Source organism: Marinovum sp. 2_MG-2023 (genome assembly GCF_030548265.1).
Classification (GTDB): Bacteria; Pseudomonadota; Alphaproteobacteria; order Rhodobacterales; family Rhodobacteraceae; genus Marinovum.
On the sequence record NZ_JAUOSD010000021.1, the window covers coordinates 24502 to 47618 of the forward strand.

The following is a 23117-nucleotide window of genomic DNA, read 5'->3' on the forward strand; positions in this document are numbered from 1 at the left end:
TTTGGCCTTGGCCATTCATTTGCTTTCGTGCAGTTTCCACAGCCCCCATGCCGCAACATGATGGATTACCCCAAAGCGGCCATCTCGCATCGCGTCGTCGATCTCGGCCGGGGACAGGGTGATATAGGCAAAATCCTCAAGATCACCGGGCGCAGGCGCGGCCACCTGACGACAATTCAAGGCAGCAAAGAAATGCCCGGTGCAAACCCGCTGATTGCTGTTGTCCACCCGCGCACCAAGCGAGATCAGCTCGCCCGCCTCCAATCCGGTTTCTTCCATCAGTTCACGCTTGGCGGCGGGTTCGCCGGTTTCGCCGGGGTCCACATGACCGGCGGGAAAAGTCAGAATGGATTTGCGGGGGCCGTGTTTATACTGCTCGACAAGGAGAACCCGACCGTCCTCTAAAAAAGGGATGACCATGGCAAAATCCATCAACCGCACCTGATAAAAGTCATCGATGACCTGACCGGGGCGGATTTCCACAACTTCACGAGTGACTTCGACCCATGGCGCGCGCGATAGCAAGGTTTCGGTGGCGAGTGTTTTCCAGGTCATGAGTGGCTCCGCAGCAAGGGTATTTGTTTCGCGCGCGAAACATTTTGGCTTACTTGCACCGCGGCCCGTGGCAGGTCAATCCGCCACGGGCCGCGGAACGGGTCACGTGTCGAGCAGTCGCTTAAGATATGCCCCATACTCGTTTTTGCCGAATTCTTTGGCGCGGGCGCTTAGAATATCATCACTGATCCAGCCTTGCCCCCAGGCGATTTCCTCGGGACTGCCGACTTGCTGGCCCTGACGTTCGGACAAGGTACGTACGAAATTTCCCGCATCCAGTAGCGAGCCATGGGTGCCGGTATCAAGCCAGGCATACCCCCGCCCCATCAGCTCCACATTCAGCGCACCATCCGCGAGGTACATTTCCAGGAGTGAGGTGATCTCAAGCTCGCCTCGGTGCGACGGAACCACTGTCCGGGCGCGCTCCGGGGCACTGCCATCCAGAAAGTAAAGCCCGGTCACGGCATACGGAGACGGTGCTTTGATGGGTTTTTCGACAATGTGGCGCACGGTGCCGTCCGGCGCGAAATCCACCACGCCATAGCGTTCGGGGTCGGCCACGCGGTAGCCAAACACAGTCCCCCCCGCTTCTCGCTTATCTGCTGCGGCCAGTTGCTCGGGTAGTCCGTGACCAAAATAGATATTATCCCCCAGCACCATCGCCGAGGGGGCCCCCTCGAGGAACGCTTCTGCCAGAATATAAGCTTGTGCAAGCCCGTCCGGTGAGGGTTGTTCGATATAGGTGAAGTTGACACCCCATTGGCGGCCATCCCCCAGCGTACGTTTGAACTGGTCTTGATCCTGAGGGGTGGTGATCACCGCGATTTCGCGGATTCCGGCCAGCATCAGAACCGACAGCGGGTAATAGATCATCGGTTTATCATAGACCGGCAGAAGCTGTTTGGACACGCCGATTGTGATTGGATAAAGCCGTGTGCCAGAGCCGCCAGCCAGAAGAATACCTTTGCGTTTTGTCATGGGGTCAATTCCTTGATGACTTGTGCCAGCGCGGCGCGCCAATCCGGTGGGGTGATGCCAAAGTCGCGGGTCAGATCGGTGCAATCCAGTCGCGAATTCAACGGTCTTTGGGCCGGGGTGGGATAGTCCCTAGTGGGGATGCCGCTTACGGTGACCGCCCGGTTGGCCAGCAAAAATGTTTCGCGCGCGAAACATTCCCAGCTGGTGGAGGGCTGGCCGGCGTAATGATAGGTGCCCCCGCCCTGCCCGCTTTGGAGCGCTTGAACCAGCGAGAGGCAGCTCATGGCAATGCCATCCGCCGGAGTTGGTCCGCCAATCTGATCATTCACCACTGACAGCGCATCACGGCTTTGGGACAGGCGCAGCATGGTCTTGACGAAATTGTTGCCATGTGCCGAAAACACCCAACTTGTGCGCAGGATGACATGAGCGCAACCGCTGGCGCGGATCGCCTGTTCGCCGGCATGTTTCGAGCGGCCATAGGCATTCTGCGGGGCCGTGGGGTCGGTTGGTTTCCAAGGCGTATCACCAGTGCCGTCAAAGACGTAATCGGTCGAGATATGCACAAGCGGGATATTCAGATCCCGACAGGCGCGTGCCATGGCGCCGGGGGCGTCACCATTGATGCGTGTCGCCTGTGCCTCGTCGGTTTCGGCGGTGTCAACGGCTGTGTAAGCGGCGGCATTGATCACCGCGTGGGGATGATAATGCTGGATTGCAGCAGCACAGGCAGAGGGGTCAGACAGGTCAGCCTGCGCGCGGCTTAAGGCTGTCACATTGCTCTGTCGTTGTAATTCCCGCGCCACCTGCCCGGTTTTGCCAAAGACCAGAACGTTCATGACGCAACCCTCTTGATGGGTGTCACGCTGCGCAGCTTTTGGGCCGGGCGTTCCACCAGATACCTCGCGGCCCCTGCCAGAACGAGCAGCAGCAGCGGCGACAATGGGATCACCTGACGCCACAGATAGAGCGCCGCGCCAAAGGCAAAGGGCAGGCCAATATGGGCATAGGTGCTGTCGCCATAAGGCCAGACGTGCAGGGACACACATAGCGCCGCCAACACACCGGTCGCAGCGATCATGCGCAGCAGGTTGAAGTGATTGTCATGGCCCTCGGCGCGGTCGCCAAGTACCCTGTGGCCTGCCATGGGAATGTTCATGCCTGCATTCCCAGCCGATGCCCGACCCCGTCGCGGTCTTGTAGGGCGCGCCACCAGCTTTCGTTCTCCAGATACCATGCCACGGTTTTGCGCAACCCGGTTTCGACGGTCACGGAGGGACGCCAGCCAAGTTCGTCGCGGATGCGGCTGGCATCAATGGCATAGCGCGCATCATGGCCGGGGCGGTCGGGAACAAAGCAGATTTGGTCCGCATAGCTTTTGCCATCGGCGCGCGGGCGCAGCTCGTTCAGAATATCACAGAGGGTTTTCACCAGATCCAGATTGGTGCGCTCATTGCCGCCGCCGATATTATAGCTGCGCCCAACCACACCTTTTGTGACCGCCAACAGCAGCGCTTCGGCATGATCCTCGACATATAGCCAGTCACGGATGTTGGAGCCATTGCCATAGATCGGCAACGGCGCATCGGCCAGTGCCTTGAGGATCACCACCGGGATCAGCTTTTCGGGGAAATGATAGGGGCCGTAATTGTTGGAGCAATTGGTCATGACCACAGGCAGGCCATACGTGTGATACCAGGCCTGTACCAGATGATCAGACGCGGCTTTGGAGGCGGAATAGGGCGAGCGCGGATCATAAGCGGTCTCTTCGGAAAACAGTGCTTCTGGATCGGCCGGGAGCGAGCCATAGACCTCGTCCGTTGAGATGTGATGGAGGCGAAAGCCCGGAGGCCTGCCTGCTTCGGTCCAATATTTGCGCGCTGCTTCCAGCACGTTGTAGGTGCCGGTGATGTTGGTGTCGATAAAATCCCCCGGCCCGTCAATTGAACGGTCCACATGGCTTTCAGCCGCCAGATGCATGACGGCATCCGGGCGATGTGTTTCAAACACTGTATCAAGCATCGCGCGGTCGCGGATATCGGCCTGTACAAAGCAATACTTGGGATCGGTTGAGACCGTTTCAACGTTTTCAAGACAGGCCGCATAGGTCAGCGCATCAAGATTGATCACCTCATGACCGCGTGAAATTGCCAGCCGCACAACCGCTGACCCGATAAATCCGGCCCCGCCAGTAATGAGAAGTTTCATGTCTATATTCCCTTGATGTCAGCCCGGATAATGACAGTCCCTCGACTGCAGAACGGATGTCCAAATTTTAATCGACTGACTCTCACTAAAGCTGATTGGATATGGGGTCGCCAGATTTCGTAGGACAGTGTCGTTGACGTAAGAGTCTCTGGCAAGATAGGTTGCCGCCATGAAGGCATTAAAAAGGTAATACAAATGATTAAGTGTACTTTGAAAGATGGCACTGCACGGTATTTTTCCGAGCATGCTATTAGCTCTATCAACACCACTGCCGAGGGTGAGTTGGGCGTGGTGTATACCACCGTTAGCGGTGAGGCTGGTTGGCTGGCGATCCAGGATTTTATGCTCGTCAAACCCGGGGTTCGGATCAAATAAGTTACAGCGGACAGGGGCAACACCTGCCCGCTTGATATACCGTCCCATAGTGGGCATGAGCTCAGGCAAACGGGCTGTCAAAATCGGCAAGCGCCGGTGCGCCTGCATCCTTTTCGCTCAGCAGTGGTGGCGCGGTGTTTCCCCAATCGATACCGCAACTGTCCCAAGCGACCGCGCCATCACATTCCGGTGCATAATAGTCAGAGCATTTGTAAATGATCTCTGTATCAGGCTCCAGCGTCAGAAATCCGTGCAGAAACCCTTTGGGGATCAACAGCTGGCAGCCGTTTTCAAAGCTCAGTTCATGGCCGGTCCAATGTCCATATGTGGGGCTGCTCTGGCGAATGTCGACCGCCACATCAAACAACCGCCCACGACCACAGCGAACCAGCTTGTCCTGAGCATGAGGGGGGGATTGAAAATGCAGGCCGCGAATTGTGCCGGGATGTTGAGAAAATGAATGATTATCCTGCACAAAATCAAAGTCCAGACCAGCCTCTTTCATGCGCGCCCGGTTCCAGCTCTCGCTGAAAAAGCCGCGCGCGTCGCCGAAACGCGCCGGCGTCAGGAGGGTTACGCCTGCAAGAGAGGTTTCTTCGATCTGCATCGTGTTTGCCTTTTTTAGCTCGGTATGGCGGGGTACTCGCCATATGCGAGTTGCCGGATATCTGGTGATTTGGGCCAGAGTTTGACAGCACTGCACAATTGTGACCTTTGCGCCATAGACAAGCAGGCAGATTGGGGGGCAGTGCGCAACGTGACTAAAGATCAGATGGCGGGAGCAAGGCGGCTGGTGGCGGTGGTGGTGACCTACAATCGGTTGGCCGAATTGAAAGATACAATACCGCGATTGCTTGAGGCGTGTGACACACATTTGCAGGCTGTCGTAATTGTCGACAATGCCTCGACGGATGGCACGGCGGATTGGTTGGCCGGACAGGAAAATCCGCGTCTTTGCGTGCATCGTTGCGAAACAAATGGCGGTGGGGCAGGCGGTTTTGATATTGGCATGCGGCTGGCGACGGACCGGTTCGATCCTGATTGGATGGTGGTCATGGATGACGACGCGCGCCCCGAACCCGGCGCATTGGCGGCGTTTCATGCGTTGGATCTCAGCCAATGGGACGGCGTGGCCTCGGCTGTCTATCTGCCGTCAGGGGAAATCTGTGACATGAACCGCCCGGCGCGCAACCCGTTCTGGCATCTGCCAGAATTCCTGCGCACCCTGCGCGGCGGGCGCGGCGGGTTTCATCTTCGACCCGAAGACTACGCGTCCGCGCAGGCGCGCGCTGTTGATGTCAGCTCGTTTGTGGGGTTTTTCATCTCGCGCGCTGGGGTGAAAAAAGTGGGTTACCCTGATCCGGGGTTGTTCCTTTACGGTGATGACGGGCTTTATACGCTGGAACTGACCCGCCGGGGGGGCAGCATTGGCTTTGAACCGGGGGTGCGGTTTGAACACAATTGCTCGACCTTTGAAGGGCAACGAGGGCGTTTCCGGCCGTTGTGGAAAGTGTATTATTATCACCGCAATCTGTTGATGCTCTACAGGTTGGCGTCCGGCTGGATGTTCTTGCCGGTGCTGGTGCTGATTGTTCCGAAATGGATCAGTAAAGTGCGTCACCATTCGGGCCAGAGAGGCGCCTTTCTAAAGCTTATGGGGCGGGCTGTCCTGGATGGGCTTTTGCGCCGAACCGATGTTGACCATGCACGGGTGCAGGGCTGGAGCGGCGAGAACCAAAAGTGACAGCGCTGTCGATTATCGGTTGAGGATATCGCGATGAAACCGACCCATAAGGAGCAAACCAAAGGAGAGCAGCACAAGTCCGACCCCGATGACATACGTGTGGCTGATATACTGGGGTTCGTAATTGATGTAGAACCCACTTCGGATGGTGCCCGAAATATGCATCAGCGGATTATACCACAGGACCTTCTGCGCCACGGGAGCCATAGAGTCGTAGATAAAGAAAACCCCGGATGCGAGAAAGAGCGGTCGGCTCGCAATGCCCCAAATCTGGGACCAGACCGGATACAGCCCGGATATGACACAGTTCATAGCGCCGATGCCGACGGAGAGCAGAATAAGTTCGAAGATCGCCAAAAGAATGTGCCCTAGCCGGAGAACACCCGGGGTGTCTTCGATCGCGAAAATCCCGGATATGATGATGAAGGCGACCATGACGCTTGTGAGCGTGTTTAACAATAATCGGGCCAAAAGAGCATCCATCCAAGTCACCCGCGGATACATTAGCAGAGGCCTTGAAAATCCGATGATGCTGGCCACTGCCAGGGACAACGATTGATAGAAGGTGAAGGGCAGGAAGCCGGTTGCGTAAAACAACGGGAAACTGTTGCCGAGGGGCGGCGCAATCACGATCAGTGAAAACGCAAGGCTGAGCACGATAATCGCGCCCACTGGTTCCAGAAGGGTCCACAGATACCCCCCCGGGGAATCTCCGTAACGCGTTGACATCTCTCGTAGCATCAGGGCGACGATGGTTCGGCTCGCGGTAAAGCGACCGTTGCCACGATTGACAGGCCGCAAGGCATCTGGAACAAAGTGGTTCTCTGTCATCTCTCGTGTGTTCTCTTTTCTTTGCGCTGTACGCAAGTTATGTCGGAAAGAGAACAAAGAGAATAGTAAGCACATTGTTTATCTTGGGGAAGACCATTGCCTGACGAGAAATCCCGGACAGAGGTCGCGGACGGGGCGGGTAGTCCACAAGACCGGCCCTTAAAAAATGCTCCGAACGCGCAGAAAAACCCGAACGCAGGCCAAGGGAAACCGGCCAACCAAGGTGGAAACAAGCGGCCCGGCAACCAAAAACGTCCGGGTGGTCCCGCAGGCCCGCCACCAGTCATTGAAATTCGCCCTGTTGCCGAGCCCGCCCGGGTAAAGCGCCGCCATTGGGGGTTGATCGCGGGCCTTTTTCTGTTTGTTTTTGCGCCGCTGGCGTTTGTGGTTTTTTACATGGTCACAATTGCCGAGGATCAATATGCGTCCACTACCGGCTTCACCGTTCGTCAGGAGGAAAGTGGCAGTGCCAGCGACCTGCTGGGGGGGCTGGCCAGCTTCGCTGGGGGATCTTCGTCGGCGGATGCGGATATCCTGTTTGAATTTATTCAGAGCCAGGAAATTGTTCAACGGATCGACAATGAACTTGACCTGTCTGGCCATTATTCCTCGCATTGGGATGTGGATCCGGCTTTCTCACTTTGGCCGGATGCGGGGATCGAGGATCTGGTGTGGTTTTGGTCACGGGTTGTGCGCGTGTCCTACAACCAGGGAACTGGTCTGATCGAGCTTCAGGTTCTGGCGTTCGACCCAGATATGGCGCAATCTGTATCACGGGCAATTGTTCGCGAGAGCCAGACAATGATCAATGGCCTCAATGAGGTCGCACGTGAAGACGCGATGCGGTATGCGCTGGCGGATCTTGATGAAGCGTTGACGCGTCTCAAGGACGCTCGCGAGGCGCTGACACAGTTCCGGACCCGGACCCAGATTGTGGATCCGGCATCCGATATCCAGGGCCGCATGGGCGTTTTGAATAATCTGCAACAGCAACTTGCAGAATCGCTGATCGAATACGATCTCCTTCAGGAATCTGCACGTGGCGGCGACCCCAGGGTCACCCAAGCGCTGCGGCGCATTCAAGCCATCCGTGAGCGCATCGCCGAAGAACGTCAGAATCTGACGGCAAATAACGACGGATCAACCTCCGGGGGACCGGTGGATGATTATCCCGCGCTGATTGCGGAATACGAAAGCCTGACAGTGGATCGGGAATTTGCCGAGGAAACCTATCGCGCGGCCTTGGCGGCGCTGGATGTGGCCCGCGATAATGCGTCGCGCCAGAGCCGGTATCTGGCCACCTATATTTCCCCGACACGGGCAGAGACCGCGCAATATCCGCAAAGTATCTTGATTATCTCTTTGACTGGGTTGTTCCTGTTTATGGCTTGGGGTGTTGTCGCCCTGGTCTATTACAGTCTTCGTGATCGCAGGTGACCGGGTGATCCGTTTTGAGAACCTGACCAAGAGTTTCCGGATCAATGGCCATCGCAAGGTTGTCATTGATAATCTGAGCGGCACCTTGCCGTCGGGGAAATCCTTGGCACTTCTGGGGCGCAACGGGGCTGGGAAGTCGACGCTTTTGCAACTGATCGCAGGCACCCTGCACCCTGACAGCGGACAGATTCTGAGCGATGGTACGATTTCTTGGCCGGTCGGTTTCGGCGCGTCCTTTCACCGCGAATTGACGGGCGCGCAGAACGTGCGTTTCGTTGCCCGGGTATACGGCGTGGACACCGACGGGCTTGTGGCTTTTGTCGAAGATTTCGCCGAGCTGGGGGCCCATTTTCATATGCCGATCCGCAGCTATTCAGCGGGTATGCGGGGGCGGCTGGTCTTTGGCACGTCGATGGGAATTCATTTTGATACTTATCTGGTTGATGAAGTGACGGCGGTGGGCGATGCCCAGTTCAAGCGCAAGGCAAAAGCCGTGTTTCTGGAGCGGATGAAGCAATCTAGCGCCATCATGGTCAGCCATGAAATGTCTCAGGTCCGGGGGTTTTGTAACGCCGGCATCGTTCTGGACCACGGACAGGTCACCTATTTTGACGACCTCGACGAAGCCATTGCCCTGCACCAAAAACTGATGGCCTGAGGCTGCGCAGATATGGGGCGAATGTGTCCCCGAAGAGCACAGTCACTCGAATAATTTTCTTTATAATCAATTAAAACCTGCCTGAAGCGCCCCGAGTTTGGCGTAATTGCGAACCCATTCGCTGCACATCCTGAACCTAGCAACACCTCTAGGGCGATAGAGGGTGTGTGAAATGTTTGATGTGCGCGGGGGAATCGGGCGGGCCGAGACGTCTCTGACGGTTGGAATCCGCGATCTTGTGATTACGCAAGTTGAGGACAACATCGTGCTGATGACAACGTCGGGCGCAACTGGCGGTCTCAGTTCTTATCTGCTGCGCGAAGACCAGACTGCAAGAGCAACCGACAGTCAGTATTTCACTTCAGGGCAGGCCAGCGTGGCCGGCTCGGTATTGGATGTCATTAACACGCGTGACGGTTTGGTGTTGGAATATGGTGCCGTGGCGGGGGTGGTGTATGGGTATACCGTGACGGGGCAGGGCGATTTGGTGTCGACGGTCGAGACCCAAAGCGCCGGAAGTGCTGCCTTGTCTCTGGCGGGGATGGCTCAGACCACAATGGGGCAAGCCTATGTCGCCGGTGGCGATGGTGCCATGATCTATGGGTTGCAGCAGGCGGCGAATGGTCAATGGCAACAGAATGCCCAGTTGAATATGCGGTCTCATGGCGTCAGCAATGCGGTTGCACTTGAAACTGTGTCGATGGGCAGTACCGAGTATTTTCTGGTCCTGTGTCAGGGGGGGGATGCGGTCACAAGTTTTGTTGCCAACCCCAGTGGAGCCCTGCGGTATGCGGCGACGCTGGGATCTGGTCAGGGGTTGGGAATCCTCGATGCGCCAACCGGGCTTGACGTGGTGCAGGCCCACGGCAGGACCTATGTGCTGATCACGTCTGCCTCTGGGACCGGACAGGCCGGCGCGATCAGCGTTATGCAGATTGCGGCCGATGGCAGCCTGGAACCGACCGATCATATATTGGATAGTCTTAGCACCCGGTTCGCCGGTGCGCATAGCCTTGCGGTCGTGCAATCGGGGGATCAGGTCTTTGTGCTGGCGGCGGGGGCTGATGATGGCATCAGCCTGTTTTCTCTGATGCCGGGCGGGCGGTTGGTCTATCTGGAAAGCCTATCTGCCAATGACGAAGCGTCGCTTTCTTCGCTGTCCGGGTTGGCGGCGTATCAAGTCGGCGATGAGATTCAGATATTTACCACCTCACATCAGACTGCCGGGCTGACGCAGCTGACAGTGTCGTTACTGGGGCGCAGCGAAACCTTTGTGGCCCCGTCGGGCGGCGGGCAGGTGACGGGCGGGGCCGGACATGATGTGATCAGCGGGAATGGTGGCGATGATACCCTGTCGGGCGGTGGCGGGGACGACATCCTGTGGGATGGCAAAGGTGCGGATCGGCTGTCAGGTGGGGCAGGGGCTGATCTGTTTGTGTTGGCCTGGGACGGGGAAACCGACCGTATCACCGACTTTAATCCCAATCAGGACCGCCTCGACCTGTCGCATTACCGGATGTTTTATGACCCGTCCGAGTTGACGATCAGAAGTACCGGCACGGGCGCGCGGGTGGAATGGCGTGGTGAAGTGCTGCAGATTGTCAGCCACAATGGCACCAGCCTCAGCCAGGAGCAGGTGCTTGCGGCGGTGGCGCTTGGGCCTGATCGCCCACCTCTTGTCATCGACACGATTGTGACCGGAACGGTCCATGCCAACACATTGGCCGGAAGTTGGGGCGCGGACAGTCTGGTGGGCTATGCGGGCGAGGACACGCTGAATGGCGGCGGTGGCGATGACCGTCTGATTGGCGGTGGACAGGCTGACCGGCTTTTTGGCGAGTCAGGTGATGATACGGTTTTGGGCGGAAACGGGAACGACTTCGTGGCTCTGGGAACGGGAAATGATGTTTTTGAAGATAACGCACAGGGCGGGCTTTATGGGCGGGACACGGTTTATGGTGGCGCCGGTGAAGACACGATCCGCGGCGGTGGCGGCAATGATCTGTTTTATGGGGAGCTGGATAGTGATGTGATCCGGGGCGGCAGCGGGAACGACACGCTTTGGGGCGGGGCGGGGGGGGACCGGCTCTTTGGCGAAACCGGCACCGACCGGTTGTTTGGCGGCGGCGGGAACGACACGCTGTTTGGCAATGGTGGCACCGATACGTTGCGCGGCGGTCTTGGACGGGATGTGCTCGAAGGCGGAACCGGCGCTGATTTTCTTTTTGGTGAGCGTGGTAACGATCACCTTTCGGGGCAGGCGGGGGCTGACACGCTGGTAGGGGGCAGCGGTGCCGATACCCTGCGCGGTGGTAACGGCGCAGATCGGCTTGAGGGCGCGGGGGGGGCTGACATCCTGGCGGGTGGAGGCCAGAACGATGTGCTTATTGGCGGCGACGGTATGGATCAACTTTTTGGCGGTAATGGCGCGGATACGCTGCGGGCCGGGAGCGGAAGCGACCAATTGACCGGCGGGGCGGGGAACGATTTGTTGGAAGGGGGGCGCGGGGGGGATGTGTTTGTCTTTGCTCCCGGGTTCGGCAAGGATCGGATCACCGATTTTAACGGTGCCGTCGATCGGCTCCGGCTGGACGATGCGCTGTGGACGGGGACACTCAGCCCCGCGCAGGTGGTGTCACAGTTTGGCAGGGTTCTTCAGGATGGGTCGGTGATACTTGACTTCGGGGCTGATGAAATCCGCCTTGAAGGGGTCAACAGCCTGGCCGGACTGGCGCAGGATATCGACTTGTTCTGAGGTGATCGCATGTTGGGCTAAACCGGCATCGCCGAACCGACGCCCCAAGACGGCCTGAAACAGCGCCGCCTGAAATCACAGATCTAACGCGTCAGGCAAAGCTGAGGTCATCGACCAACCCCACCTTGCTGGTAATCCCTTCCAACGTGAGTGAGTGATCCGCTGAAAAGGTAAAAACCAGATTGCCGTTTTGCACTTGCGCCTGATCAATCACATCCTGTTCGCTCAAGCCACCGCCCCAGAGCGCGGGATCAAAGACAAGTACATCTGACCCGACCTCATAATCGGTGATGACATCGTGATTGATGGCTTGGGCGAAGACAAAGCTATCCGCGCCGTCGCCGCCGCTTGCAGTGTCATTTCCTCCGGCCAGCTCGATCTGGTCATTGCCCCGCCCGCCAAACACAACGTCGTTGCCGAACTGGACCTGTGATGTGTCGCGGAAAAGATCGCCTCCGTCGCCCATGCGGGCTTCGTCGCTACCTTGTCCGCCGACAATTGTGTCATTGCCCCCGTTGCCAATCAGCAGATCATTTTGGTTGCCGCCGCGCAACAGGTCGTTTTGGCTGCCGCCGCGCAACACATCGCTGCCGCCGCCGCCATTCAATGTGTCATTGCCGCCGCCTGCATTGATTGTATCAAGGCCGCGGCCGCCAAAAATCAGATCGCTGCCATAGACATCGCTTTGGGCATTGTCGTTAAAGAGATCATCGCCATCCCCCAGGCGCACGGTATCTGCGCCATTGCCGCCAAAAACAATATCCGCCCCGGACCCGCCAACAATACTGTCTGCCTGGCCCCCCCCGCGAAGGGTGTCAGCGCCGTTATTGCCAAACAATGTGTCCGCACCGTTATTGCCGATCAGTGAATTGTCAGCCGCATTGCCAATGATTGTGTTATTGCCGCGGCCCCCAATCGCATTTTCGAGGATGGTGCCTCGGGCGATGCCAAGATTGCCGATCAGGCCACTGATGTTTGAAAAACTTCCTGAACGCAGATCAATGTGGTCATTTGTGCTATTAAAAGACAAATCCAGGGTATCGTTGCCGCCGCGGTCATAAATTGTCAGGGCGACGGGGGCACCGGAATACAGGCCAGGGTTCGAGCCGCCGCTGGCGAGCAGGTCGAAAAAGCCACCCAGATACCCGGTCAATGTCGTGTTTGCCCCCCAGGTTGTATTGCCCGCAGTGGCCGAGCTGGCATCCGGCGCGCCATAAAGCGTTTGAATTGCCAACACATCTGCGATCATCGGAGTCAGAAGATTGGCGTAGGAGGCGTTGACATATGTATTCGCGCCTTGATCAAAATAGGACATGATCGAGACTTGCCAGCTATCGTTGGCAAATGTTTCGCTGCTTCCGTACACAGCGTTGCCGTCATAAAACCCAAGATGCCCCAGCCCCAGCGCATGACCGATTTCATGCACATAGGTGGAAAAGGCATAGCTGTCGATACTGGCCCCATAGGTTGCAACCCAGTTGGCGGGAACGTTTACAAAAGCGCTTGTAGTCGTGTTGCCCAATATGTCCGTTGTTGAATAAGCACCTGCAGGCGCGTCATCAAAAACGAGCTCACCTCCGGAGCTTACTTCGACAAAGTCGATATCGGCCACCATTTCCCAAGCTTCAAAAGCCCAGCGGGCCAATTTCTTGGACTCGGCGTTCAGGGCCGTCAGGTTGACCGAGATCTGGTTGTCTGCCGGGGTTGTGGCAAAAGCATGTCGGCCGCCGTACCAAAAATCATCGGTCAGGAAGTTTGCAAGCTCATCAAGTGTGCCGACGGGCGCCATATTATTACTCTCTATTCGGGGCCGAGCGGTCCTTGTGGCGGGGCTCGTAGGCCGGGGCTCGACCAGCTTTAGGGCGTTCGCCCTGCGCTGCAACTAGTTTTCAATCCGGGCAGGGGGGCTAAGGCAGGATGTTGCCGGAAGGTGATAAGATGCACGGTTCGTAATGTGACGGGACAGTATGGGCGGCTGTGGCTTGGTTGCCTAAAGAGGCTAAGTGTGGAAGAAAGCCGCAAAGATTACCGGAGGCTATTTTGAAACTTCTTTTTGTTGGAGCCGGGCTGTCCGGTGCTGTTGCAGGTCGTCGTTTGGCCGAAGCGGGCCATGAAATTGTGATTGTGGACGGGCGCGATCATGTGGGGGGCAATTGCCATACCGCGCGCGATCCCGAAACCGACGTGATGGTGCATACCTACGGGCCGCATATTTTCCATACCGACGACGAAGAAGTCTGGGATTACGTGAATGGTTTCACGACCTTCATGCCCTATAAAAACCGGGTCAAGACCACCAGCCAGGGCGCGGTCTATTCGCTGCCGGTGAACCTGCATACGATCAACCAGTTTTATGGCAAGACGATGCGCCCGGCGGAGGCGCGCAGCTTTCTTGAACAACAGGCTGATACCTCGATCGAAAACCCCCAGACGTTTGAGGAACAGGCGCAGCGCTTTGTCGGCAATGATCTCTATGAGGCGTTTTTCAAAGGCTACACAGAAAAGCAATGGGGCTGTTCGCCAACCGAGCTGCCCGCCTCGATCCTCAAGCGGTTGCCGGTGCGGTTCAACTACGACGACAATTACTTTTTCCATCGGTTTCAGGGCATGCCGGAACATGGCTATACCCCGATGATCGAGGCTATACTTGATCACAGTGCCATCGAGGTGCGGTTGAACACATGGTTCAATGCCGACATGGCGGCCGAGTTCGATCATGTGTTTTATGCCGGGCCGCTGGACGGATATTTCGACTATCGGCTGGGGCGGTTGGGCTATCGCACGTTGGATTTTGAACGCTTCACCGACAAAGGCGATTATCAGGGCTGCGCGGTGATGAATTACGGCGACCGGGATGTGCCGTTCACCCGGATCACAGAACATAAGCATTTCAGCCCTTGGGAAAGCCACGAAGGGACGGTGTGTTACCGCGAATTCAGCCGCGCGGCTGAGCCCGAGGACATCCCTTATTATCCGATCCGTATGGTCGATGAAAAAGCATTGCTGGCCGACTATGTGGCGCTGGCCGAAAACAGCAAGTCCGTGACCTTTATGGGGCGTTTGGGTACGTATCGTTATCTTGATATGGATGTGACCATTCGCGAAGCGCTGGACACCGCAGAAACCTTTCTGGGGACTCAAGCCGCAGGGGCGACAATGCCGGCTTTCGTAAAAGCGCCGCTCTGAGGCGGAAAAGGCATTTCGGAGCCCCTTTGAAACACCTGGTTTTGAAAGACTTGGCTTTGAAAGACTTGGCTTTGCGTACTTGCATGCGTCCAAAGCGAGCGATAGCGCACATATTGTTCAGTTGATGCCGAAACGCGATGGCGTTTCGGCATCACCAATCGGTTCACAAACCCAATATCGCAAACGCGGGTTTCTATTTGGTGAAACTCTTGCGTCGTCACGCATCCAATCAGGACGCGTGACGACAGATTTAGACAAAAGACATTACAGGAAATCGTCGCCAAGAACCGATTGGGCCTCAGCCGTATTCGCAAAGTTTCCTTCGATTGTCAGCGTGCTGCCTGAAGTGAAGGTCAGAACCGCGTTGCCGTTGTTGACCGAGAGGCTGAAGTTGTTATTCCCCAACTGGATACTATCGATATCGTCCTGGAAATCCCGGATGACGTCATTGCCATCGGTGGCATTGAAGATAAAGGTATCGGCCCCCTGGCCGCCGATCATCGTATCGTCGCCAAATCCTCCGTGAATGGTATCATTGCCGGCACCACCCGTCAGATTGTCATTCCCGGCCTGACCTCGGAGAATGTCGCCTCCATTGCCCCCGCCGAGCGTGTCATTGCCCTCGCCGCCAAGCACGGTGTCATTCCCGCCTTCGCCAAAGACCCGGTCATTTTGATTGCCCCCGTTAAGGGTATCCTGCCCGGTCCCGCCGCGCAGGGTGTCTGATCCATTGCCCCCGTTGAGCGTGTCATTGCCGATCTGTCCTTGCAGCAAGTCATTGCCATTGCCGCCAAAGAGGCTGTCGTTGCCGCCTTCGCCCCGCAATGTGTCATTGTTACCTTCACCAAAGAGCCGGTCATTTTGTGTACCCCCTCCGATGTTGTCGTCACCATTGCCGCCGCGCAGGGTATCCGAGCCGCCGCCGCCGCCCAGAATGTCATTCCCATCCTGACCGTTGATGACATCAAGGCCATTGCCGCCAAAAATGCCGTCGTTGCCGCCGTTGCCGTTGAGCGTGTCATTGCCGCCATGCCCAAATATCCGGTCGGCCTGACCCCCGCCAAAGGCAAGGTCGTTACCGTCGCCACCCAAAAGGGTGTCTTCGCCAACCCCACCACGAAGTGTGTCGTTGCCCGCTTCCCCAGAAAGGGAATCGTTATTGCCGTCGCCGGTGAGTGAATCGTTGCCTTCGTTGCCGTTGATCGTGTCATCGCCGCCACGTCCGAGAACGGTATCATCCCCTTCGAGACCCACGAACCGGTCAGCCCCATTGAGCAGATCCACATTGTCGTCACCAACCGTTCCGATCAGATCGTCCGGCCCTGTCGTCGGGATGTTGCTAGGCGCAGCAATCGAAACCCCGGCGCTGGTAAGGCTTTCAACGGTGTTACCCCCGTCGGTGTATTGAATGCTCACAGAGACCGACGTTTCGCCATCTGCATTCGTCGTTGTGTATGTCGCACCCGTTTCACCGCTTATGGCGACCCCGTCACGCAACCATTGGAAGCTGAATGTGCCCAGCCCATCCAGATCCTGAACCGCTGACGTGTTCGCCGTCAGCACGTCGCCCGGATCAAGGGTCCCATCAACGGTCACGGCGCCGGTTGGGGCGTCATTTACATTCTGAACCGCAGCGGTTGGTGCGCTGGTGAGTTGCTCGTCGGCGTTGAAACCGTCGGTGTAGCTCACGCTGACGGTTATCTCTGCGCCGACATCGTCCTGCCCCAGCTGATAGGTGCTGGCGGTTTCACCGCTTACGGCGACCCCGTCACGCAACCATTGGAAGCTGAATGCGCCCAGCCCATCGAGATCCTGAATAGTTCCGGTTTCTGCGGTTAGCGTTTCGCCTTGCGTGGCTGTCCCGCTGATGGTCGCTGCGCCGGTTGGGGCGTCATTTGCATTCTGAACCGCAGCGGTTGGCGCGCTGGTGAGTTGCTCGTCGGCGTTGGACCCGTCGGTGTAGCTCACGGTGACGGTTATCTCTGCGCCGACATCGTCCTGCCCCAGCTGATAGGTGCTGGCGGTTTCACCGCTTACGGCGACCCCGTTACGCAACCATTGGAAGCTGAACGTGCCCAGCCCATCGGGATCCTGAATAGTTCCGGTTTCTGCGGTTAGCGTTTCGCCTTGCGTGGCTGTCCCGCTGATGGCCGCTGCGCCGGTTGGACCGTCATTTACATTCTGAACCGCAGCGGTTGGCGCGCTGGTGAGTTGCTCTTCGGCGTTGAAACCGTCGGTGTAGCTCACGGTGACGGTTATCTCTGCGCCGACATCGTCCTGCCCCAGCTGATAGGTGCTGGCGGTTTCACCGCTTACAGCGACCCCGTCACGCAACCATTGGAAGCTGAATGCGCCCAGCCCATCGAGATCCTGAATAGTTCCGGTTTCTGCGGTTAGCGTTTCGCCTTGCGTGGTTGTGCCGCTGATGTTGGCGGCACCGGTTGGGGCGCTATTCTCGGGAATACCGTCCATTGTCAGGGTAGACCCGTCGCTCAGCGTCAGGACCCGATCACCTGCTCCGTTGGCCGATACGGTTATTGCGTCCTGCTCAGCCGCAGACAATGCGGACAGATCAAGGCTGTCTTCGGAGAGGTCGAAATCAGTGACGGTGTCGTTGCCCATCCCAAGCCGGACAACAACTGAATCGGCACCAGATCCAAGCGTCAGTGTGTCATTACCTGTGCCGCCATCTAACGTATCATCTCCGTCGCGACCGTTCAGGTTGTCATTGTTGCCGCCGCCCAAAATGCTGTTGTTTTCGCCATCCCCAAACAGATCATCGGCTTGGTTCGACCCAACAAGATGCTGGATACCCGCGAATACCGCCCCCGTGGCCGCGCCGCCATTCGCGGTCGAATCTTCGAGGTCGACGACAACAAAACCGCTGTCGGCGTATGAAACTGTGTCCTCGCCTTCGCCACCGACAAAGAAATCGGACCCACCACGCGAATTGATAAGATCGTTACCGTCGCCGGCCATGATCATATTGTCACCGGCGTCATCGCCGAGTGTGTCGTTAAACGCAGTGCCAATCAGGTTTTCGATGCTGTTATAGGTGTCACCGCGCGCATCGCCGGTATTGCCGGACGAGTCAAAGAGGCTTGCCGAGACCCCGGATGAAGCCGAAGAATAGTCGGCTGTGTCGATGTTACCGCCACCGCTCAGCTCATCCGCGCCTGCGCCGCCTTGAAGGGTATCGTCGCCGCCGTTGCCGACCAATCGGTCATCACCATCACCCCCGATGAGAAGGTTGTCGCTGCCGTTGCCAGCCAGGGTATCGTCAAAGCCCGACCCAATCAGGTTTTCGATGTTGTTATATGTATCACCGTCCGCTTCGCCGGTGTTTGTGGCTGAATTAGCGAGATTGGCAAAAACACCCGCGGTCGCATCTTCATAACTTGCAGCGTCGGTTCCCCGACCGCCATCAAGGTCATCGCCGCCCAGGCCACCGTTCAGCGTGTCATCGCCATTGTCCCCGTTCAGCGTGTCGTCGCCGTCACGACCAATCAACAGGTCCGCGCCGTCCAGACCGTCGATCTGGTTGTCGCTGTTGTTGCCAGCCAATGTGTCGTCGCCGGTGCCGCCGATCAGGTCGGCAATGCCGGAGTAGCTGTCTCCGGCGGCATCGCCGGTATTGAGCGCGGTATTGGCAAGGTCGACCACAATACCGTCGTCAGTGTCGCTGTAACTTGCGGCATCCCTTCCGGGGCCGCCGATAAGAACATCTCCGCCTGCGCCGCCGGCAAGCGTGTCGTCGTTGTCACCGCCGGTGATCGTGTCGTCGCCGCCTCCACCGAACAGCGCATCATCCCCGTCATCACCATCAATGGCATCGCGGCCCTCGCCACCCATGATGATGTTGTCCTGGTTGTCGCCGGTCAATTCGTCGTCAAATTCCGACCCGATCAGGTTTCTGATGTTGGTATAGGTATCGCCGACCGCATCCCCGGTATTGAGAGTGGCATTGTTAAGATTGACCGTCAGGCCAGCTGAGGAACTGCCATAGGACGCAAAGGACGTACCACCGGTGCCGATCAGGTCGTCTGCCCCTTCGCCGCCGTCAAGCTCGTTTATGCCAGAGTCCCCGCGCAGCTCGTCGTCACCCGCGTCGCCAAAGAGCGTGTCATCGCCGGTGCCGCCATTCAGCGTGTCAACACCGTCGCCCCCATGAAGGATGTCGTCGTCTTCTTCGCCGTTGATCTCATCATTGCCGTTATCACCAAAAAGACGGTCAATGCCGAGACGACCGTTGATTGTATCGTTGCCTCCACCGCCGCGCAGCACATCGTTACGGTCGGTCCCGTTGATCGTATTGGGGTTGCTGTTGCCGGTTTCGGTGTTGCCGATCAGATCGTCGATCTGCAGCTCACCGTCGATAATGTCAAAGGACCAGACCCCGGCCACGCCGGTATTGCCAATCTGCGTGTCCATGTCCGCTGCGGGTCCAAGTTCGTCCCCAGCGGTTCCACCGCGCAGGAAAAGCCGCGGTCCGCCATCGCCGACAAGGCCCATCTGGAAAGTATTCCCGCGTGAGCTGCCCATGTCCTCATAACGAAAGATCACCCGCGCGTCCCCGTTCTCGAGGTCGATTATCTCAAGTTGGAAGGTGTTTGGCGCGGTGACGTTGTTGGAGAAAATACCAACGCCGTCCCATGTGACAACAACAGAATCGCGGCTGTCATTGGTGCTGAAATAAATGCCGGCAGTGGCGCTTGGCGGCAATGTGCGGTTGTCGAGATCATCAAAGAAGGGCGCTATGACAAAGTCGGTGTTTTCAAAGGTCCCGAAGAAATTCAAGGTCTGATCGACGAAAGTCACGCCGCCATTGGTGCTGACAAAGAGCTCGTCGAAAGTGCGGCCGCCAAACAGGAATCCGTTCTCGAAGACGCTGCTAATGCTGAACAATTCGGAATTATCGTCGCCTTGCGCGATGAGCGTCCCGCCATCAGCCTCGGTATAAGGCAGCAGCGTGTTGTCGGTGACTGGGTCAAGACTATTGGGACCAGACATAATGAGAATTCCTTTTGAATATGGCCGTTCGCAATAAAAATACTAAGACCGCCGGCAGGGTGATCAATAATTAACCGGGCACACTGTATCGAGACATGATTGCATTACAAGGCTTGACTGTTTTCTTTTTCGGAACGAACCGGCCAAGCTGAACGGCATCGATCCGCGCGCTTATCTCGTCGGCGTCTTTGACCGTATCCACGATCACAAGAACAACCGGATTGATGAACCGGTGCTCTGGAACTGGGCGCCTGACTAACCCGCGGCATCAATCGGGCGATGGCGATTTATCTGGGATATCGCCCGGAAGACGCCGCTGACGGTCTGACCCTTCCTCTACGCTGCGCTTGAGATGGCGGCCATTGACAGGGAAATCCTCGGTCTGTGCTTTGGGAAAAATATCCGGTCTTGGACAGAGGTCACCGCGCATGGAATTTGGTCAGGCGGTCTCCGATCCGCGGATGCAAGAATGACACCCGTCGGCTCGGCCCGCCGTCTCCATCGAGCGCACAGGCTACAAAATTTTGAGGCTCTCGCACCGGCGGGGTAGCCGTATCATGTCGGGAAAATCATGAACGCTCATGAGAACGTATTATTTGGCCCGCAGCTGTAAGCGATCCGGTCGGTTGGCGCCGACACGAACATGATAGACGGGCTTGCCTGATCCTCGTTAGTCAGATCCAAATAGATCACGGGTAAATATCTTATCTGCAACGTCCGCCAGATCCTCGGTGCGACGGTTGGCAATGATCACATCGGTGCGCTGTTTGAATGCGTCGAGATCGCGCATCACTTCGGAGCCAAAGAAATGATCCTCGTCCATCGAGGGTTCAAACACCACAACCTCTATGCCTTTGGCCTTGATCCGTTTCATGATGCCCTGCACCGCGCTTTGACGGAAGTTGTCGGAGCCGGCTTTCATCACCAGACGATAGATGCCGACACATTTGGGTTTCAGCGCAAGCACTTGATCGCCGATGAAATCCTTGCGGGTCTGATTGGCATCTACGATGGCGCGGATCAGGTTTTGTGGCACTTCGGAATAATTGGCCAGAAGTTGCCGGGAATCCTTGGGAAGACAATAGCCACCATAGCCAAACGAGGGGTTGTTGTAATGGGTGCCGATCCGCGGATCGAGCCCAACGCCCTCGATGATCTGGCGGGTATCCAGCCCGTTGGTCAGCGCATAGCTGTCCAGCTCGTTGAAATAGGCCACCCGCATGGCGAGGTAGGTATTGGCAAAAAGCTTGATCGCCTCGGCCTCGGAAGGGTTGGTGAAAAGCACGGGCACATCCGGGCGCAGCGCCGCTTCGCGCAACAGACCTGCAAAGACACGGGCCCGTTCGGAATGTTCGCCCACAATGATCCGTGACGGGTAGAGATTGTCGTAAAGTGCTTTGCCTTCCCGCAGGAACTCAGGGCTGAACATGATCCGATCCGTGTTCAGTCGCTCGGACAAATCAGCCGTATAGCCCACAGGGATGGTTGATTTGATGATGATGGCGGCCTTGGCGTTGATCGCCAGCACCGTGTTGATCACCGTTTCAACCGAAGAGGTATCAAAGAAGTTGGTGTCCGGGTCGTAATTGGTCGGCGTCGCCACAATCACGAAATCCGCATCGCCATAGGCTTCGGCCGGATCCGTGGTTGCAGTCAGGTTGAGCGGCTTTTCGGCGAGGTAAACCTCAAGCTCTGCATCAACAATCGGGCATTTGCGATCATTGAGCATATCAACCCGGCCCTGATCGATATCGACAGCGATAACGTTGTGATGCTGGGCAAGAAGAACAGCGTTTGACAGGCCGACATAGCCGATCCCTGCGACAGCGATTTTATATTTGGACACGGGTCAGATACTCTCAGAAAGGAGAAAGGTGGCCCTGCACATAACAGGAGGGCCACCGGAAGTGCGCCGCTTAGCTGCGCGCGTAGATGTCTTCGTAGCGGATGATGTCATCCTCACCCAGATAGCTGCCGGTCTGCACTTCGATCAGAACCATTGGCACCTTGCCCGGGTTTTCCATCCGGTGCACCGCACCGAGCGGGATATAGACCGATTGGTTCTCGGTCAAAAGCTTCACATCCTCATCCACAGTTACCTGAGCGGTGCCCTCGACCACGATCCAGTGTTCGGACCGGTGGTGGTGGCTTTGCAGCGACAGCGAGGCGCCGGGATGGACAACGATGCGCTTGACCTGAAAACGTCCGCCAACAATCAGGCTTTCATACCAGCCCCAAGGGCGGTAATCGCGGGGCAATTGGACCGCTTGGCTGGCGCCCTTGGCCTTGAGCGCGGAAACCGCTTCCTTGACACGTTGTGCTTCGGATTTTGGAGCAACAAGCACGGCGTCAGACATGGCGATGACCATCATATCGTCAAGCCCGATGCCCACAACTTCTTGTCCCGGTGTTTCCGAGCGCAGCAATGTGCCCGAACAATCGATTGCGGTGGCATGATCCGAGGCCGCATTGCCGCCTTCGTCTTGTGCGCTTTCCATCCAGACCGCATCCCAGCCGCCCAGGTCAGACCAAGCATGGCCATAAGGCATGACGGCCAGATTGGTGGCCTTTTCCATGATGGCATAGTCAATCGAAATATCGTCAGCCTTGCTCCAGGCTTCTGGCTCAAGGCGGGTAAAGCCAAGATCGGCCTCGGCTCCGGCAAGAGCGGCCTCAACAGCGGTCAGCAGACCGGGCGCATGGGCGCCATAGGCGGCAATCAGGGTCTCTGCGGTGAACAGGAAAATCCCGGCATTCCAAAAGAAATTGCCAGCCTCGAGCATCTCGGTCGCGCGCGCTGCGTCGGGCTTTTCTACAAAACGGACCAGATCCTGTGGGGTATTGGCAGCAGCGTCACTGCCCGCTGCCATCTCAAGGTAGCCATAACCGGTTTCCGGCCGGGTTGGCGTGATGCCAAAGGTCACCAGGTCACCGGCTTCGGCGCGCGGCGCGGCGGCCGTAACGGTGGCGCGGAAGGTCTCGGCATCGGGGATCACGTGATCAGATGGTGCCACCAGCATCAGCGCCTTCGGGTCCTTGGCAGCCAGCCACAGTGCGGCGGCAAGGATCGCCGGGGCGGTATTGCGGCCCTCGGGTTCGATCAGGATGCCCTGCGGCGCCATTTCAACCGCGGCCAGCTGTTCGGTCACGATAAAGCGGAACGGATCTCCGGTCAGGACCACTGGCGCGGCAAAGCCTTCGCCGGTTAGACGCAGCGCAGAGGCCTGAAACAGGCTTTCGTCACCCATCAGCTTGGCGAATTGCTTGGGATAGGATTTGCGCGACAACGGCCAGAGCCGGGTACCGGCCCCGCCGCAAAGGAGGATGGGGTGGATTGTCATGGCTAGTCTCCGTCTAAGTATAGTGTTGTTAAAAAGACA

16 protein-coding genes and 1 pseudogene are annotated in these 23117 nt (G+C 57.4%); 6 read left to right on the top strand and 11 right to left on the bottom strand.

The annotated features are described in order from the left end of the window. Positions 1-15: 15 nt before the first annotated feature. The 6 genes from Q4577_RS18935 to rfbC form a co-directional block, all read right to left on the bottom strand. The gene (locus Q4577_RS18935) at positions 16-555 is read right to left on the bottom strand and encodes an NUDIX hydrolase (RefSeq protein WP_303471833.1); all 540 of its coding nucleotides are present in this window, start codon (positions 553-555) and stop codon (positions 16-18) included. Positions 556-657: 102 nt separating this feature from the next. Then, complete coding sequence (rfbA, locus tag Q4577_RS18940) at positions 658-1533, bottom strand: glucose-1-phosphate thymidylyltransferase RfbA (protein WP_303471835.1); 876 nt, start codon at positions 1531-1533, stop codon at positions 658-660. Next, complete coding sequence (gene rfbD, locus Q4577_RS18945; RefSeq protein ID WP_303471837.1) at positions 1530-2372, bottom strand: dTDP-4-dehydrorhamnose reductase; 843 nt, start codon at positions 2370-2372, stop codon at positions 1530-1532. The genes rfbA and rfbD overlap by 4 nt, the downstream gene beginning before the upstream one ends. After that, a complete protein-coding gene (locus tag Q4577_RS18950; RefSeq protein ID WP_303471839.1) occupies positions 2369-2692 on the bottom strand; it encodes a hypothetical protein in 324 nt (107 codons plus the stop codon). Before Q4577_RS18950 ends, rfbD begins: the two co-directional genes overlap by 4 nt. Then, positions 2689-3741, bottom strand: a complete 1053-nt coding sequence (rfbB, locus tag Q4577_RS18955) for a dTDP-glucose 4,6-dehydratase (RefSeq protein WP_303471842.1) — start codon at positions 3739-3741, stop codon at positions 2689-2691. The genes Q4577_RS18950 and rfbB overlap by 4 nt, the downstream gene beginning before the upstream one ends. A 436-nt stretch (positions 3742-4177) precedes the next feature. Beyond that, the gene (gene rfbC, locus Q4577_RS18960) at positions 4178-4723 is read right to left on the bottom strand and encodes a dTDP-4-dehydrorhamnose 3,5-epimerase (RefSeq protein ID WP_303471844.1); all 546 of its coding nucleotides are present in this window, start codon (positions 4721-4723) and stop codon (positions 4178-4180) included. A 150-nt stretch (positions 4724-4873) separates the two neighbouring features. On the opposite strand from rfbC, the gene Q4577_RS18965 reads away from it, so the two are divergent. Further along, positions 4874-5860: a glycosyltransferase gene (locus Q4577_RS18965; protein WP_303471846.1), complete on the top strand. Its 987-nt coding sequence runs from the start codon at positions 4874-4876 to the stop codon at positions 5858-5860. Positions 5861-5872: 12 nt separating this feature from the next. Here the strand turns inward: Q4577_RS18965 and Q4577_RS18970 are convergent, their stop codons facing one another. Then, a complete protein-coding gene (locus tag Q4577_RS18970; protein WP_303471848.1) occupies positions 5873-6691 on the bottom strand; it encodes an ABC transporter permease in 819 nt (272 codons plus the stop codon). Between the two features lie 396 nt (positions 6692-7087). Between Q4577_RS18970 and Q4577_RS18975 the strand changes: the two genes are divergently transcribed. From Q4577_RS18975 to Q4577_RS18985, 3 genes are all read left to right on the top strand, one after another. Further along, complete coding sequence (locus tag Q4577_RS18975) at positions 7088-8128, top strand: sugar transporter (protein ID WP_303471850.1); 1041 nt, start codon at positions 7088-7090, stop codon at positions 8126-8128. 4 nt (positions 8129-8132) lie between these two features. Then, a complete protein-coding gene (locus Q4577_RS18980) occupies positions 8133-8786 on the top strand; it encodes an ABC transporter ATP-binding protein (protein WP_303471852.1) in 654 nt (217 codons plus the stop codon). A gap of 172 nt (positions 8787-8958) precedes the next feature. Next, positions 8959-11541: a calcium-binding protein gene (locus Q4577_RS18985; protein WP_303471854.1), complete on the top strand. Its 2583-nt coding sequence runs from the start codon at positions 8959-8961 to the stop codon at positions 11539-11541. A gap of 91 nt (positions 11542-11632) precedes the next feature. On the opposite strand, the gene Q4577_RS18990 is transcribed toward Q4577_RS18985, so the two are convergent. Then, complete coding sequence (locus Q4577_RS18990) at positions 11633-13330, bottom strand: M10 family metallopeptidase C-terminal domain-containing protein (protein ID WP_303471857.1); 1698 nt, start codon at positions 13328-13330, stop codon at positions 11633-11635. Between the two features lie 251 nt (positions 13331-13581). Between Q4577_RS18990 and glf the strand changes: the two genes are divergently transcribed. After that, positions 13582-14727 carry a UDP-galactopyranose mutase gene (gene glf / locus Q4577_RS18995; protein ID WP_303471860.1) on the top strand — a complete coding sequence of 382 codons (1146 nt, stop codon included), beginning with the start codon at positions 13582-13584 and terminating at the stop codon, positions 14725-14727. Between the two features lie 264 nt (positions 14728-14991). Here glf and Q4577_RS19000 read toward each other — a convergent pair whose 3' ends face one another. After that, positions 14992-19737, bottom strand: coding sequence for a nidogen-like domain-containing protein (locus Q4577_RS19000; protein ID WP_303471862.1), 4746 nt, complete (start codon positions 19735-19737; stop codon positions 14992-14994). Positions 19738-19873: 136 nt separating this feature from the next. Here Q4577_RS19000 and Q4577_RS19005 point away from each other — a divergent pair. Then, positions 19874-19996: pseudogene (locus Q4577_RS19005) on the top strand (transposase domain-containing protein); the annotation flags it as partial. A 411-nt stretch (positions 19997-20407) separates the two neighbouring features. Here Q4577_RS19005 and Q4577_RS19010 read toward each other — a convergent pair. Both Q4577_RS19010 and Q4577_RS19015 read right to left on the bottom strand, forming a co-directional pair. Beyond that, a complete protein-coding gene (locus Q4577_RS19010) occupies positions 20408-21583 on the bottom strand; it encodes a nucleotide sugar dehydrogenase (protein ID WP_303471864.1) in 1176 nt (391 codons plus the stop codon). 70 nt (positions 21584-21653) lie between these two features. Then, positions 21654-23078 (bottom strand): mannose-1-phosphate guanylyltransferase/mannose-6-phosphate isomerase, encoded by a 1425-nt coding sequence (locus Q4577_RS19015; RefSeq protein WP_303471867.1) that lies wholly within the window; start codon positions 23076-23078, stop codon positions 21654-21656. Positions 23079-23117 lie beyond the last annotated feature (39 nt).

What these genes read in the sequence shown, in the direction of transcription:
- Q4577_RS18970 (WP_303471848.1), bottom strand. Translation starts at nt 6,691, where the DNA reads ATGACAGAGAACCACTTTGTTCCAGATGCCTTGCGGCCTGTCAATCGT.
- Q4577_RS18985 (WP_303471854.1), top strand. Translation starts at nt 8,959, where the DNA reads ATGTTTGATGTGCGCGGGGGAATCGGGCGGGCCGAGACGTCTCTGACG.
- rfbA (WP_303471835.1), bottom strand. Translation starts at nt 1,533, where the DNA reads ATGACAAAACGCAAAGGTATTCTTCTGGCTGGCGGCTCTGGCACACGG.
- rfbC (WP_303471844.1), bottom strand. Translation starts at nt 4,723, where the DNA reads ATGCAGATCGAAGAAACCTCTCTTGCAGGCGTAACCCTCCTGACGCCG.
- Q4577_RS19000 (WP_303471862.1), bottom strand. Translation starts at nt 19,737, where the DNA reads ATGTCTGGTCCCAATAGTCTTGACCCAGTCACCGACAACACGCTGCTG.
- Q4577_RS19015 (WP_303471867.1), bottom strand. Translation starts at nt 23,078, where the DNA reads ATGACAATCCACCCCATCCTCCTTTGCGGCGGGGCCGGTACCCGGCTC.
- Q4577_RS18950 (WP_303471839.1), bottom strand. Translation starts at nt 2,692, where the DNA reads ATGAACATTCCCATGGCAGGCCACAGGGTACTTGGCGACCGCGCCGAG.
- rfbB (WP_303471842.1), bottom strand. Translation starts at nt 3,741, where the DNA reads ATGAAACTTCTCATTACTGGCGGGGCCGGATTTATCGGGTCAGCGGTT.
- Q4577_RS18975 (WP_303471850.1), top strand. Translation starts at nt 7,088, where the DNA reads ATGGTCACAATTGCCGAGGATCAATATGCGTCCACTACCGGCTTCACC.
- Q4577_RS18990 (WP_303471857.1), bottom strand. Translation starts at nt 13,330, where the DNA reads ATGGCGCCCGTCGGCACACTTGATGAGCTTGCAAACTTCCTGACCGAT.
- rfbD (WP_303471837.1), bottom strand. Translation starts at nt 2,372, where the DNA reads ATGAACGTTCTGGTCTTTGGCAAAACCGGGCAGGTGGCGCGGGAATTA.
- Q4577_RS18935 (WP_303471833.1), bottom strand. Translation starts at nt 555, where the DNA reads ATGACCTGGAAAACACTCGCCACCGAAACCTTGCTATCGCGCGCGCCA.